Annotated in this window: 12 protein-coding genes and 1 pseudogene; 8 read left to right on the top strand and 5 right to left on the bottom strand. The window is 72.9% G+C overall.

The genetic code is table 11. The annotated features are described in order from the left end of the window. Nucleotides 1-38: 38 nt before the first annotated feature. Nucleotides 39-1,127 (top strand): S-(hydroxymethyl)mycothiol dehydrogenase, encoded by a 1,089-nt coding sequence (locus OHB00_RS04890; RefSeq protein WP_406431585.1) that lies wholly within the window; start codon nt 39-41, stop codon nt 1,125-1,127. Next, nucleotides 1,127-1,756, top strand: a complete 630-nt coding sequence (locus OHB00_RS04885; protein ID WP_406431583.1) for an MBL fold metallo-hydrolase — start codon at nt 1,127-1,129, stop codon at nt 1,754-1,756. Before OHB00_RS04890 ends, OHB00_RS04885 begins: the two co-directional genes overlap by 1 nt. Before the next feature lie 71 nt (nt 1,757-1,827). Here the strand turns inward: OHB00_RS04885 and OHB00_RS04880 are convergent, their stop codons facing one another. Next, entirely contained in the window at nt 1,828-2,364 is a 537-nt protein-coding gene (locus tag OHB00_RS04880; protein ID WP_406431581.1) for a hypothetical protein, read from the bottom strand. 50 nt (nt 2,365-2,414) lie between these two features. Between OHB00_RS04880 and OHB00_RS04875 the strand changes: the two are divergent. Continuing rightward, nucleotides 2,415-2,850 (top strand): annotated as a pseudogene (locus OHB00_RS04875) (SDR family NAD(P)-dependent oxidoreductase); the annotation flags it as partial. Between the two features lie 85 nt (nt 2,851-2,935). Here OHB00_RS04875 and OHB00_RS04870 read toward each other — a convergent pair. Further along, nucleotides 2,936-4,330 (bottom strand): pyridoxal phosphate-dependent decarboxylase family protein, encoded by a 1,395-nt coding sequence (locus OHB00_RS04870; protein ID WP_406431579.1) that lies wholly within the window; start codon nt 4,328-4,330, stop codon nt 2,936-2,938. A 192-nt stretch (nt 4,331-4,522) separates the two neighbouring features. On the opposite strand from OHB00_RS04870, the gene OHB00_RS04865 reads away from it, so the two are divergent. Beyond that, complete coding sequence (locus OHB00_RS04865) at nt 4,523-5,218, top strand: L,D-transpeptidase family protein (RefSeq protein WP_406431577.1); 696 nt, start codon at nt 4,523-4,525, stop codon at nt 5,216-5,218. 35 nt (nt 5,219-5,253) lie between these two features. Here OHB00_RS04865 and OHB00_RS04860 read toward each other — a convergent pair whose 3' ends face one another. Next, nucleotides 5,254-6,453, bottom strand: coding sequence for a Gfo/Idh/MocA family protein (locus OHB00_RS04860; RefSeq protein WP_406431574.1), 1,200 nt, complete (start codon nt 6,451-6,453; stop codon nt 5,254-5,256). Nucleotides 6,454-6,594: 141 nt separating this feature from the next. Between OHB00_RS04860 and OHB00_RS04855 the strand changes: the two genes are divergently transcribed. Then, nucleotides 6,595-7,743 (top strand): ROK family protein, encoded by a 1,149-nt coding sequence (locus OHB00_RS04855; protein ID WP_406431572.1) that lies wholly within the window; start codon nt 6,595-6,597, stop codon nt 7,741-7,743. Nucleotides 7,744-7,896: 153 nt separating this feature from the next. Then, nucleotides 7,897-8,052 (top strand): hypothetical protein, encoded by a 156-nt coding sequence (locus OHB00_RS04850; RefSeq protein ID WP_167450010.1) that lies wholly within the window; start codon nt 7,897-7,899, stop codon nt 8,050-8,052. Between the two features lie 73 nt (nt 8,053-8,125). Here OHB00_RS04850 and OHB00_RS04845 read toward each other — a convergent pair whose 3' ends face one another. Continuing rightward, nucleotides 8,126-9,502, bottom strand: a complete 1,377-nt coding sequence (locus OHB00_RS04845; protein ID WP_406431570.1) for a S1 family peptidase — start codon at nt 9,500-9,502, stop codon at nt 8,126-8,128. 189 nt (nt 9,503-9,691) lie between these two features. Here OHB00_RS04845 and OHB00_RS04840 point away from each other — a divergent pair, with 189 nt between their 5' ends. Together OHB00_RS04840 and OHB00_RS04835 are read left to right on the top strand one after the other, a co-directional pair. Continuing rightward, entirely contained in the window at nt 9,692-10,864 is a 1,173-nt protein-coding gene (locus tag OHB00_RS04840; protein WP_406431568.1) for a MalY/PatB family protein, read from the top strand. A gap of 88 nt (nt 10,865-10,952) precedes the next feature. Then, entirely contained in the window at nt 10,953-11,348 is a 396-nt protein-coding gene (locus OHB00_RS04835) for a PPOX class F420-dependent oxidoreductase (RefSeq protein WP_406431566.1), read from the top strand. A 63-nt stretch (nt 11,349-11,411) separates the two neighbouring features. Here the strand turns inward: OHB00_RS04835 and OHB00_RS04830 are convergent, their stop codons facing one another. Then, nucleotides 11,412-14,180: a hypothetical protein gene (locus OHB00_RS04830; protein ID WP_406431565.1), complete on the bottom strand. Its 2,769-nt coding sequence runs from the start codon at nt 14,178-14,180 to the stop codon at nt 11,412-11,414. Nucleotides 14,181-14,325: the final 145 nt, after the last annotated feature.

Raw genomic sequence — 14,325 nt, 5'->3', positions numbered from 1 at the left:
AAGACAGCACGTCAGCAGAGCGACGAGAGGGCAGGCCCATGGCGCAGGAAGTACGCGGCGTGATCGCACCGGGCAGGGACGAGCCCGTGCGGGTCGAGACGATCGTGGTGCCGGACCCGGGGCCGGGCGAAGCCGTCGTACAGGTGCAGGCCTGCGGGGTCTGTCACACCGACCTGCACTACAAACAGGGCGGTATCACCGACGACTTCCCCTTCCTGCTCGGCCACGAGGCCGCCGGTGTCGTGGAGTCGGTCGGCGAGGGCGTCACGGATGTCGCGCCCGGTGACTTCGTGATCCTCAACTGGCGGGCGGTGTGCGGGAGCTGCCGGGCCTGTCTGCGCGGCCGGCCCTGGTACTGCTTCAACACCCACAACGCCAAGCAGAGGATGACCCTCGCCTCGACCGGCCAGGAGCTCTCCCCGGCGCTCGGGATCGGCGCGTTCGCCGACAAGACGCTGGTCGCCGCCGGGCAGTGCACCAAGGTCGACCCGGCCGTCTCCCCGGCGGTCGCCGGGCTGCTCGGCTGCGGGGTGATGGCGGGCATCGGCGCCGCGATCAACACCGGCAACGTCGGCCGGGGCGACTCGGTCGCCGTGATCGGCTGCGGCGGGGTCGGCGACGCCGCGATCGCCGGGTCCCGGCTGGCGGGCGCCGCGAAGATCATCGCCGTCGACATCGACGACCGGAAGCTGGAGACGGCCCGCTCCCTGGGCGCCACCCACAGCGTCAACTCGCGCCAGAGCGACCCGGTCGCGGCCATCCGCGACCTGACCGGCGGCTTCGGCGCCGACGTCGTCATCGAGGCGGTCGGCCGTCCGGAGACCTACCGGCAGGCCTTCTACGCCCGCGACCTGGCCGGCACTGTCGTCCTGGTCGGCGTGCCCACCCCCGAGATGAAGCTCGAACTGCCGCTCCTCGACGTCTTCGGGCGCGGCGGCGCTCTCAAGTCGTCCTGGTACGGCGACTGCCTGCCCTCCCGGGACTTCCCCATGCTGATCGACCTGCACCTGCAGGGGCGGCTGCCCCTGGACGCCTTCGTCACCGAGACCATCCAGCTCGACGAGGTGGAGAAGGCGTTCGAGCGGATGCACCAGGGCGACGTGCTGCGTTCGGTGGTGGTGCTCTGATGACCACGCGCATCGAACGCCTCGTCACCTCCGGGCAGTTCACCCTCGACGGCGGCACCTGGGACGTCGAGAACAACGTGTGGATCGTCGGCGACGAACGCGAAGTGATCGTCATCGACGCCGCCCACGACGCCCAGGCCATCGCCGAGGCGGTCGACGACCGCGTCCTGAAGGCGATCGTCTGCACCCACGCCCACAACGACCACATCGACGCCGCGCCCGCCCTCGCGGACCTCACCGGCGCCAAGATCTGGCTGCACCCCGACGACCTTCCGCTGTGGAAGCTCACCCACCCCGACCGCGACCCCGACAACCACCTCTCGGACGGGCTGGTCATCGAGGCCGCCGGCGCCGATCTGACCGTCCTGCACACGCCCGGCCACGCGCCCGGCGCCGTCTGCCTCCACGACCCCGGCCTGGGCGCCGTCTTCACCGGCGACACCCTCTTCCAGGGCGGCCCCGGCGCGACCGGACGGTCGTACTCGCACTTCCCGACGATCATCGACTCCATCCGGGACAAGCTGCTCACCCTCCCGCCCGAGACGAAGGTCCTGACCGGGCACGGCGACCCCACCACCATCGGCGCCGAGGCGCCCCACCTGGCGGAGTGGATCGCCCGGGGGCACTGAGCCGACAGACGCCACGTGATGTCAGGTGTCCGCGGGAGGCCGGCCGTCGGCCACCGCGGAACCGGCAGCCCTCAGTCGTCGGACACCGGCCGGGTCGGCCACAGCGCCGGGTGCCCCGGAGGCAGCGCGAGATCCTCGCGTACGGCGGTGTAGTAGCGCTCCCGGCAGGCCCGCTGCCGTGCCAGCAGGTCCTGCCAGGCGCCCGGGTCGACCGTCCCGGAGCGCATGAACCGCTCCATGGCCATCACCGCGGTCACCCACTCCCGTGCCTGCTCCACCACCTCCCGGCTGCCCAGCATGATCAGCGCCTCCCCGGCCGGATCACGGCCGTCGGTGGCCGCCGCCAGCTGCGGCTCGGCCTCGGCCGGGGAGATCGGGTGCGGGTGCGGGTCGTTGCCGAGATGGGCCGCGACGCGGTAGGTGAGGTTCACCGTTTTCTTCAGCGCCCGCGCATAGTCGCTGTACACCGCCAGCCGCCGCTCCTCCCAGCGCGCCTCCTGCTCTCGCCGGAACCGCGCCCGGTCCCCCCGCACCACCGCGAGGTACGAACCGAGCGCCCCGATCACGACGCCTATCAGGGCCGGGAGTTGCTGCAGGAACGCGGTCATGTGCGCACGGTATCCGCCCTGTTGATCGTCCGGACCGTACGGTCGTCGTCATGACCGGACTCGACCGTTTCACGGGATACGGGGTTCTCGTCACGGGCGGGGCCCGCGGCATCGGCGCGGCCGTCGCCCGGCGGCTGGCCGAGGAGGGCGGCCGGGTGCTGGCGGCCGACCGGGACCTGGCCGAGGCGGAGCGGACGGCGGCCGCGCTGCGCGAACGGGGGCTGGCGGTCGAGGCGTTCGCCTGCGACGTGGCCGACCGGGGCTCCGTGGAGGCGGCCGTGGACCGTGCCGTCGTGGCCTTCGGCGGCCTGGACGTCCGGGGTGAACTGCGCCGCGCACTGCACCCCGGACGTCCCTCTCTTCGAGGACCAGCCGGACGACGCCTGGGACCTGGACCTCGACATCACGCTCACCGGCGTCCACCGCTGCTGCCGCGCCGCCCTTCCGCACCTCGCCGCCCGCGGCCGGGGTGCGATCGTCAGCATCGACCCTGCGTGTCGACGGCGGACTCACCGCCGTGCCCAGCGGATTCCACGCGGCGCTGCGGCCGCACCGGGAGGCCCGGCGCGGGTCAGAGAGCCGCTGAGGCGGTCGCGAGCACGGCCAGCACCCGCCGGGTGTCGGCCTCGGTGGTCCGCCAGTTGCTCAACGCCGCCCGCAGCGCCGGCACCCCGCCGTGGACCGTCGGCGTCACGAACGCCTCCCCGGACGCGGTGACCGCCCGGGCCAGGGCGTCCACCCGCGCCGGCGTGGGGTCGTCGGCCAGGGTGAAGCAGACGACGTTGAGCCGGACCGGGGCGAGCAGGCGCAGGGCGGGCAGTTGCTCGATGCCGGCGCCGAGCCGGCGGGCCTCGGCGACATTGCGCTCGACGATCTCGCGGTGCCCGTCCCGGCCGTACGCCGTCAGCGAGAACCACGCCGGCAGCGCCCGCATCCGCCGGGAGTTCTCCGGGGTGAGGTGCAGGAAGTCCGGGGTGCCGGTGGGCGGGCCCAGGTACGGGGACTCGTTGTGGAAGACGGCCACCTGGAGGTCGCGGCGGCGGGTGAACTGGACCGCCGCGTCGTAGGGGACGTTGAGCCACTTGTGCAGGTCCACACAGACCGAGTCGGCCGCGTCGAGACCGGCGACGAGCGGGGCGTGGGCGGGGGAGAGGGCGGCGAAGGCGCCGAACGCGGCGTCCACGTGCAGCCAGAAGTCGTACCGGTCCTTCAGGGCGGCGATCGCCCGCAGGTCGTCGAAGTCGACGGTGTTCACCGTGCCCGCGTTGGCGACGACGATCGCGGGCCGTCCGCCCAGTCCGGCCAGCGCCGCCTCCAGCGCAGTCACGTCCACCGCCTCCCGGTTGCCGGGCAGCAGCGGCACCGGGCGCAGCCGGTCCCGGCCGATGCCCAGCACCGACAGCGCCTTGCCGACGCTGGAGTGTGGGCTGCCGGACAGTACGTCGACGGGGCCGAGCGCGGCGGCGCCCGCCCTGGAGACGTCCACCCCGAGCCGCTCGCCGAGCCAGGCACGGGCGATCGCCAGACCGACCGTGTTCGACATCGTGGCCCCGGTCACAAACGCCCCCGAGTGCCGGTCGCCCAGCCCGAACAGCTCGGCCAGCCAGGCCACGGTCTCACGCTCCAGGGCGGCACCCCAGGAGCCGATGTCGCCGGACAGGTTCTGGTCATAGGCCGAGGTCAGCCAGTCGCCGGCCAGGGAGGCGGGCGTCACACCGCCGGTGACGAAACCGAGGTAGCGTGGCCCGGCCGAGGCGGACAGACCCGGCGCCCACCGCTCGGTGAACCGGGCCAGCGCGCCGTCACCGCCCTCCCCCCGCTCGGGCAGCGGCGCCCGCGCGGGTGCGGGCCCCGGCACGGCCACCGGCCGCTCGGCCGACCCGGCCGCCGCGCGGGCGGCCACGTCGCGGGCGGACTGGAGAAGTTCGGGAAGCCGGGCGAGATCGTCGGCGAGTGCGGGCTGCATGAACCGCACACTAGGTCGGCCACGACGCTGTGGCGCGGTCCACTTCCGGGTAAGTGGACCGATGCCGGCAGGGCGGTCGCGGCGGCGAAGTTAACCGTTTCGTCACGGCCTGCCCCGGGCTACAACCAAAGCCGCGCATCGGGCAGTCCAGTACGACGAGACCACAGGACAGAAAAAGGAGACGAACGTCATATGGGGGACATACGCCGACGAAGTGCCGTCGTGCTCGGTGTCACCGGGCTGGTGGCGCCGCTCACGCTCGCTCTCACCTCCGCTCCGGCGCAGGCCGCGAGCTGCACCACGCAAGCCGGTCCGTACCAGAAGCAGGTCGAGAAGTTCCTCGGGCGGCCGGTGGACGGCAAGCAGTCCGCCGCCGACTGCAAGGCGATCCAGAGCTTCCAGAACAAGCACGGCATCACGCCGGCCGTCGGGTACGCGGGTCCCGTCACCTGGGGCGTGATGGACCTGATGAACAAGCAGAAGGCCGTCGGGAACAACCCCAACAAGGACGGCAAGTGCCCGACCAACAAGGGGCGCATCGCCTGCGTCAACCTCACGCTCCAGCTGAGCTGGATCCAGGACGGCGGCAGGCTGGTCTACGGCCCGGTCCCGGTCCGTACCGGCCGTGACGGGTTCGAGACCCGGACCGGTCTGAAGAAGATCTACTGGCGTGACATCGATCACGTCTCGTCGGTCTACAACGTACCGATGCCCTACAGCCAGTTCTTCGACGGCGGCCAGGCCTTCCACTCGGTGAATCTCAGCATGTGGAACCCGCCGGGCTCGCACGGCTGCGTCAACATGACGCCTGCCACCGCCAAGAAGTACTGGTCGCTGCTGAAGACCGGCGACGACGTCTACGTGTACGGCCGCAAGCCGGGCACCTGACGGCACCCGGCCCGGCCCCGGCCGACGGCCGCGGGTCAGCTCTCCGGGGCGTCCCCGAAGTCCGGGATCTCCAGCCTGGCCCCACCCTGCCGCGCGGACTCGTGCGCGATGATGCCCGGCAGGGTGTAGCGGGCGGCCACCCAGGCGTTGACAGACGGCAGGGCGCGCGTGTTGACGGCGGTCACGAAGTCGTCCACCAGGAAGTGGTGGCTGCCCTCGTGCCCGTTGTGCAGCGCGTCGAACTCCCGCGGCAGCCGCGCCCGGTCGTGCACCGGCGCCGACCCGGAGGTGAAGGCCGCCCGCAGCTCGGGCGCGATGTGCTGGAGCGACGGGTCGTCAGGGGACATGGTGGGCTTGGGTTCGAGCAGCTCACTGATGTCCTTCACGCCCTTCTTGTCCTGCCACAGGGCCACCGTGGCCAGCTGCTCCATGCTCGCCTCGGTGCCGAAGAACCGGAAGCGGGACTCACGGATGTGGGACGGGTAGCCCACCCGCCGGAACTCGTTGGTGCGGAACGAGCCGCCGCCGGCCACCTCGAACAGCGCGGTCGCGTTGGAGATGTCGTTGCCGAACTGGCTGACCTCCTTGTCGAAGACGCCGTCGCCCCGGTCGTCCACGACCCCGATCGCCGACACGCTCACCGCGTGGGTCTGCCAGGCGCCGAGCACCCCGCCCACCGCGTGCGTCGGGTAGAGCAGCGGGGGATAGCTGGCGGTCGCCTTCCAGTTCTCGCCGCCGCTGTAGCGGTAGGCGTCGTAGAAGCCGAGGTCCATGTCGTGGACGTAGTCGCCCTCGGCGTAGAAGAGCCGCCCGAAGGCGCCCTCGGCGATCTGGTTGCGGGCGTGCACGGTCGCCGGGTTGTACTGGCTGGTCTCGCCCATCATGTACGTCAGCCCGGTCGCCTTGACCGTGTCGATGATCGCGGCGATCTCCTCGGTCGTGATCGCCATGGGGACCGCCGAGTACACGTGCTTGCCGGCGTTCAGGCCCTGCAGGACCAGGGGGCCGTGCGTCCAGCGCTGGGTGAATATCGCGACCGCGTCGACCTGGGACTCCAGCATGGCCTCGTACGACGGGAAGGTGCCCGCCAGTCCCTGGGCGGCGGCGAGCTTCTCCGCCCGCTCGGGCAGCAGGTCGGTGACGTACACGTCGCCGACGCCGGGATGGGCCTGGAACAGCGTGGCGAACTGGCCGGAGAACTGTCCGGCGCCGACGATGCCGAGTGAGAAAGTCATGAGGGTTACTTTTGCGGCGGAAGAATCATGCCGTCAAGGGGCGGATGGTAGTCGGAAAGATGCGGGGAGGGCGCTTATGCGGCGCATCCGGCGCACAGTAGGGTGGCTTGGTTGCTTCAGCTTCGGAAGAAAAGGGATGCCGTGACCGACTGGCTGCCGCTGAGCTCCGCGGAGCGCTCCGTGGCGATCGAGGTGCTCGTGCACGGCCCGCTGTCGCGTACCGAGCTGGCCCGCCGCCTGAACCTCTCCCAGGCCAGCCTCACCCGCCTCACCAAACCGCTCATCGAGTCCGGCCTGCTCGTCGAGGCCCCCTGGACCGGCGCTCCGGCGGAGGCGCGCCAGGGCCGTCCCTCGCAGCCGCTCGACGTGGTCGCCGAGTCCCGCTCCTTCCTCGGTTTCAAGATCACCGAAGAGATGGTCTACGGCGTCGTCACCAGCCTCAGGAGCGACATCGTGGCCCGGCTCGACCGGCCCCTCGCCGGTCACGACCCCGAATACGTGGCCGACCTGCTGGCCGAGATGACCGCCGAACTCGCCGGCCGGCACCCCTCGGTCGCCGGTATCGGCATCGGTGTCGGCGGGTTCGTGCGCGAGTACGCGGTGGTCGGCGAGTCGCCCTACCTGCGCTGGCATGACGTCCCGCTGGCCGGGCTGGTCGCGGAGCGCACCGGCCTGCCGGTCGTCGTGGAGAACGACGTGGCCGCCCTGGTCGAGGCCGAGACCTGGTTCGGCGCCGGCCGCGGACTCGACCGCTTCGTCGTGCTCACCATCGGAGCCGGCATCGGCTACGGGCTGGTGCTCGGTGGCCGACGCGTCCCCTACGCCGGGGAGGACCGCGGCTTCGGGCGGCACTGGATCATCGACCCGTGGGGCCCGCTCACCCCGCAGGGCGAGCGCGGCAGCGCCGTGTCGCTGCTCACCATCCCCAGCATCCGCTACCAGGTCCGGGCCGCCACCGGCCATGACGCGTCGTACGAGGAGATCCTCGCCGGCGCGGCCGCCGGCGAGCCGATGGCCGCGCGGGTGATCGGCGAGGCCGGCCGGGCGCTGGGCGCGCTCCTCGCGCAGATCGCCAACTTCGTCATGCCGCAGAAGATCCTGCTGGCCGGGGAAGGGGTCGGTCTGATGGAGGTGGCCGGCGACACGGTGCGGGAGACGGTCCGCGCCCACCGGCATCCGCTCGCCGCCCCGCTCGGCCTGGAGACCAAGGTCTCCGACTTCCACGACTGGGCACGGGGCGCCGCCGTCCTCGCCATCCAGGTGCTGGTGCTCGGCCGGACCGGCGGCTGAACTGCCGTTTCCGCTCGTGCGGCCGCTACGGCGACACATCGAACTCCCGCCGGTGGTTGACATATTGACGTGACGAGTAACACGGTCCGATATGTCCGTATCGGTCGTACTTACTCACGGCGCCTTCACGGCGAGCGGCATATGCTTCACACCATGTCCACCACTGTTGAAGCCGTCACCGAGCGATCGGCCGACGAGGTCAACGAGGAGATCCGGGCCCTGTGGCTCCGGTCGGGCGGGACACTGAGCACCGAGCAGCGCGAGGAGTACCAGCGGCTCGTCCTCGAATGGGCGGCGGCGACCCCGTAGCAGCCGGACCACCGCCCGTCCCGGGCACCCGCACGGACGGGTGCCCTTCTCGTAGGACCTCGCCAGGCCTCTGTCAGCCCCAAGTCGCCGAGTAGTAGCGCTGGTACGCCTTGCGGTCCTGTTCCGCGCGGAAGTAGCGCGTCCCCACCAGCGCGATCAGACTGCCCCCGATCACCAGCAGACCCGGACCGACGTTGCGGGTGTCCGTGATCCGGGCCACCAGACTCGTGTCGTCCCCGGTGACCGGTGCCGTCGAACCCGGCGAGGCCGCGCTCGGCGCGATGGCACTGTGGTTGGCCGACGCGGACGGCGCCGGCGTGGCGCTCTGTCCGCCGGCCGCGGCCTGCTTCGTCACGATCAGCTGCACGTTCAGCGCCGCCATCGCCCGCGTCACCGGCTGGAAGAACGTCACCCCGCCCGAGGTGCAGTCACCGCTGCCACCCGAGGTCACCCCCAGCGCGATGCCGTTGGAGAACAACGGACCCCCGCTGTCGCCCGGTTCGGCGCACACGTTCGTCTGGATGAGCCCGGTGACCGTGCCCTCGGGGTAGTTGACGGTCGCGTTGAGCGCGGTCACCGTGCCGTCGTGCAGCCCGCTGGTGGAGCCGCTGCGGAACACCTTCTCGCCGACTGTCGGATCGGCCGCCCCCGTGATCCGCACCCCCTGGCCGTTGCCGATCGCGACCACGTCCGCGTTGTCACCGGCCTTCCCGGACGCGTACTGGATCAGCGAGAAGTCGTTGCCCGGGAACTGCGTGTTGATCGTGGTGCCCAGCTGCTGGTTGCCCTGGCTGTCGTCGAACCAGATGGTGTTGGCGGGACCGCAGTGACCGGCGGTGAGAATGAAGTCGGTCTGCCCGTTGGTGACGTTGAACCCCGCCGAACAGCGGCCGCCCGTCGACAGGATCGGCTGCGCCCCGTTGAGCCGGGTGGTGAACGTGCCCTCGGAGCGCTGCATCTGCACGAAGCTGCCGATGCCCGCGGCGACCCGGCTCAGGTCCGACCAGTCGGAGGCGGAGACCGTGCTGTCGGCCTCCACCATCACCCGGTTGGTCTTGTAGTCGACCGCCCACGCGGTGCCGGCCACCCGCGGCGCCGCCTTCAGCGTGGCCGTGGCCGCCTTCAGCTCGTTCATGCTGTGCGACACCATCTTGGGCTCGGCGCCCGCCTGCTTCACCGTCGCCGCGGCCTGCGCGTCGATGACCGCGACCACCGGCTTCCCGTCGGCGCCGATCCAGCTGCCCGCCGTACGGGCCGTACCCAGCTTCGCCACCAGCGCCGCGCCGGTGTCACCGGCCTCGGTCGCGGTACCGGAGCTGAACGGGACGGCGGACGTGCCGGGAGTCTCGCTCGCCATGGCCGTGGTGACCATCGCGCCTCCCAGAAGGAGTCCGCCGACCGCCGCCAGCTGTGTTCCCCGCCGGACGACCCGTCGTCGTGCGTGCCTCATCCATGGCTCCCGAACCCCGAACGCGCGGTGCCTGCACCGCGGGGCCCTCCGGTCGTCGAGCGCCCTGCTCTTCATACGCGGGCGGCCTCCGGGGTGTTCACGACGGCGGTGATCTTTACGATCCCGTGGCAGTGCGGCGCGGCCGTACGCCTCGTTCCCGGGGCCGCCGCAGCCGCCTATCTTGAGCCCATGACCAGCATCCCGCAGGAGAATCCGGGCGAACCGAACCCGCTGCGCGCCCTCACCCTCGACCGGCTGCGACGTCGTACCAGCATGAAATGGCGCACCTACCCCGAGGACGTGCTCCCGGTGTGGGTGGCCGAGATGGACGTGCCGCTCGCCGCCCCGGTCGTGCGCGCGGTCACGGACGCGATGGAACTCGGCGACACCGGCTACCCGGCGGGCACCGCCTACGCCGAGGCGCTGGCCGCGTTCGCCGCGAAACGCTGGGGCTGGGACGGCCTCGACGTGGGCCGCACCGCGATCGTCCCCGACGTGATGCTCGGCGTCGTCGAAATGCTGAAACTGGTCACCGGGCCCGGCGACCCGGTGGTCGTCAACTCGCCCGTGTACCCGCCGTTCTACCAGTTCATCGAGCACCTGGACCGGCGGGTCGTGGAGGCCCCGCTCGGCGCCGGCGGGCGTATCGACCTCGGCGTCCTGGAGGCGGCGTTCGGCGAACTCGGCGGCGGGCGGGCCGGCTATCTGCTGTGCAGCCCCCACAACCCGACCGGCACCGTCCACACCGCCGACGAGCTCGCCGCCGTCACCGCCCTCGCCGAGCGGTACGGCGTCCGGGTCGTCGCCGACGAGATCCACGCCCCGCTCACCGCCCCGGGCGTCGCCTTCGTGCCCTACCTGAGCGTGCCAGGCGCCGAGCGCGGGCTGTCCCTGATGTCGGCGTCCAAGGCCTGGAACCTCGCGGGACTCAAGGCCGCGCTCGCCGTCGCCGGGCCAGGGGCCGCCGCCGACCTCGCCCGGCTGCCGGAGGAGGTGAGCCACGGCCCGAGCCATGTCGGCGTCATCGCCCACACGGCCGCCCTGAGCGACGGCACCCCCTGGCTGGACGCCCTGCTCGCGGGCCTCGACGAGAACCGGCGCCTGCTCGCCGGCCTGCTCGACCGCCACCTGCCCGGCATCCGGTACCGGCCCGCCGAGGCCACCTACCTCGCCTGGCTCGACTGCCGCGCCCTCGGCCTCGGCGACGACCCGGCCGAGGTCTTCCTGGACCGCGGCCGGGTCGCCCTGAACTCCGGCCTCCCCTTCGGAACCGGCGGCGCCGGGCACGTGCGCCTCAACCTGGCCGCCTCACCCGAGGTGATCACGGAGGCGGTACGGCGCATGGCGACGGCGCTCGCCTGAGCCGTCACCCCCCGGCTGACCTCACAGCCGTGCGCATGTGCCGATGCCGCTTGCCGACCACCGGCGCGAGGCCGCCTAGAATTCCGGCATGGACGACACCACCGGGACGGCGCTGGACCGGCTCGGCGCCGGCAAGTACCTGCTGGTCACCAGCTACCGCAAGGACGGCACCCCGGTCCCCACCCCGGTATGGGTGGTCCGGGACGGGGACACGCTCGGCCTCTGGACGGCCGCCGACACCTGGAAGGTCAAGCGCATCCGCCGCCGCGCCGACGTCGAGGTCGGCCCCTGCGACCTGCGGGGCCGCCCGACCGGCGACCCGGTCCCGGCCACCGCCGAGATCGCCGACGCGGCCACCACCGCCCGCTACCGCGACCTCATCGCCCGCAAGTACGGCCTCACCGGCCGCCTCACCCTCCTCGGGAGCAGGCTGCGCCGCGGCCTGGACGGCACGGTCGGCATCAGGGTGACCCTGACGCCCTGACACCTTGAGGAAGCCGCGGCCACGCCCTGGGGACGCCGAGGCCTCCCCAGGGCGGGCGGGGCGTCAGGAGGCGTCCGTCACCGTCCCGGTGAGCACCAGCCCGCCGGGCAGCGGCCTGCCGTCGTCGTCCGCCTGCTGGAAGGTCACCGACTCGGCCGGCTCCTCGACCTGGTCCCGCACGGTGGGGAGGCTCACGTCGAGGCCGGTCTGTCCGGCCGGCACATCCAGCCACAGGTAGAGGCCGTCCACCTGGGACAGCGGCCGCTCCGGGTCCGGTCGTGCGCCGGAGGCGTCGGCCAGCCAGCCCGGGTCGACGTCCTTGGTGGACAGCTCCGTACCGCCGCTGCCGACCGGGACCGGGACGAACAGCGCGCCGATGTCCGTGTCCGCGGCCTCGGACAGCGAGATCCGCCACTTCAGGGCCGAGCCCTCGGTCACCTTGTCCGCGACCGGAGTCACGGTGACGGTGGGCGCCGGGTCGTCGTCGTGCACGGTCAGCCCGCCCCGGTAGGAGCCGACGACCGCCCCGTGGACGGCCTTGACCAGCACGTCGTACGGCACGTCGGTGCCGAAGCGCGTGTTGCCCCTCACCTCGACCGGGACGTCGATGCCGTGGCCGCCGGGCCGCACGGTGACCAGGCGGTCCTTCGCGGTGCCGGTCGCCGGGTCGACGACGTACACCCGGACCTGGCCGCTGCCCCGCCCGGACACCCGCACCGGAACGTGGTAGGTGCGCACACCCGAGTCGCCCTCGTCGACCGTGAGCCGGCCGACGTCGACGCGCGGCAGCTCGGCCGCGCGGACCGCGGGGGTGCCCGGCCGCCAGCCCCAGGCGTCCATCAGCCAGGCCCGTCCGGATCCCGAACGCGGCGTCAGCGCAAGGGACGTGACGGACCGCAGATCGATCCCGGCCCGGTGGGCGGCGGTGAGCGGTACCCGCAGCTCGCGCGCCCAGTAGGACGCGGTGCGGTCGCTGCCGGGCAGCCCGTCGACGCGGAGCCGGCCCAGCGTCGCCCGCCGGCCGCGGCTGTCGGTGACGGACACGTCGAGGCCGGTGCCCTGGGAGTTCGGCGGCACGAAGATCCGCAGCGCGAGCGCCGCGGCGCCGGAGAGCGAGACCGGCCGCGCCACCCGGACGCGCGTCGGGGAGCCGGCGGACGTCCAGCGCAGCGCGACCGCGTGCCGGCCGGTCTCCCGGCCCGTCTCCCACTGCGCGAAGTGCGGCGAGAGGCCCGTGGCGCCCTCGCCCAGGCAGGCCACCGCCGGATCGGGATCGACCGCCGAGCACAGCCGGCCACCGGTCACCGTCATCCCGCCGTCCGGCAGGAACCCGGCACCGCGGTTCGCGCCGACCGCATGAGCGAGCACGCGCGCCGGGTCGGCCGACGGCGCCCGCCGCCCCGAACCGTCCAGCAGCGGACGCACCTTGTCGTCACCGGCCACGAACAGGCGGGCCGCCGCCGCGATGTAGGCCGAGCCCGCCCGGTGCTGCTGGTCGGCCGTCAGCCGGGTCGCGGCCCGCGGGGAGCAGACCGCGTCCGGGTGGTCCGGGTCGTCGTAGAAGTCGTCCTCCGCGGGGGCCTGCGCCTGCCCCGGCGTCCACTGGGAGTTGAAGAAGTTGTGGTCGGCGCCGATCACGTACACGGCGCTGTGCAGAGCCCTGCCCCTGCTGACGGCGCGGGTGCCGTCGACGTACACCTCGCCCTGGAGGTCGGAGACATCGCCGTCGCAGCCCGGCAGGACGGTGAGGGACGGCACGTCCGGCACCGGGTTCTGGCCGAAGACGGTCGGGCCGATCAGGACGGTGCCGCTGATGTGCCAGCGCACCCTGCCGTGATAGCCGTCCTGGCCGGCCGGCGGCGGGTAAAGGCTGTCCAGCGCCGCCCGGTTGACGCCCTCGCCGCCCCGGGAATGGCCGATCAGCAGCACGCGGGACAGGTCGGCGCGGGGTGCCCGGCGCACGATCGGGGGCGCGAGGCGCGGGTTTCGCGCCCAGTCGGCCCAGTGCGCGAGGTGCAGCCGGATCAGCGACGAACGGGCCTGCGCGCCGCCGTCCTCGGCCTGCCAGTCCTGGCCGTTGATCCCGTTCGCCGAGATCGACACCGTCACATAGCCCTGGGAGGCCAGCAGTTGCTGGTCGCGCAGGTAACCCCGGTGGCTCGGCACCGGGAGCGTTCCGGCCGGGCACGGCCAGGCGCCGGAGGCGTCGTCGGAGCCGCCGTGCGGGGCGTAGCAGGTGGCGTGGCGGCCGTGCAGGAACAGCGCGAGCGGGCGGGCCACGGAGACCCCCGTGGGCGCGACCACCACGGCCTGCATCTCCACCGGGACGGAGAACCCGGGCAGCCGCACCGACGCGAGCCGGTACGAGCCCGTCTTCGTGCCGTAGGGGCCGGGCCGGCCCGGGTCCACGGGGTTGGCGGGCAGCGGGGCCGGTGGCCGGGCCGCCACCGAGGGAACGGAGGCGGCCGGGCGGGTGTCCAACCGCCGCCCGCCGCCCCAGACTTGGAGGTTCTTCAGGGCCCCCGCCCGCGCCCCGTCCAGGCCGAGCCGGAAGGTGTGCCCGTCCCGCTCCGGCTTCGGCACTCCCAGCAGCCGCCCGTCCGAACGGAATTCGACCCGCGCGTCCCCCATCGGCACCCGTCTGCCCGACCGCCACACCAGCTGTGACGCCGACCGCCCCTGGTCGATGTGCCAGCCCGGCGGCAGCTTCCCGTCGGCTGCGGCCACGGCTGCGGCCGGGGCCTGTTGAGCGTGTGCGGTGGTGCCGGACACTCCTCCCGCGAGCGCGAGCACCGCCGCCGCGGTGACCCATATGCGCCGGGTACGGACCAATGTTCCCTCCTCCTCGGATGGCGAGCACGGGCCACCCGGGCCGTCCCGGGGAGCCCCTCGCCCTCCGGAGGACGGGGAGTTGAGTCTGTGGGTTGCCTGTGAGGCCGGAGTGAGGGGGGCAAGCGCGCGAGAAACGGGGCCTGTC

The organism is Streptomyces sp. NBC_00631, from assembly GCF_045206895.1.
Classification (GTDB): Bacteria; Actinomycetota; Actinomycetes; order Streptomycetales; family Streptomycetaceae; genus Streptomyces.
Note: the sequence above shows the minus strand (reverse complement) of the source record. Positions and strands in the feature narration are given on the sequence as shown.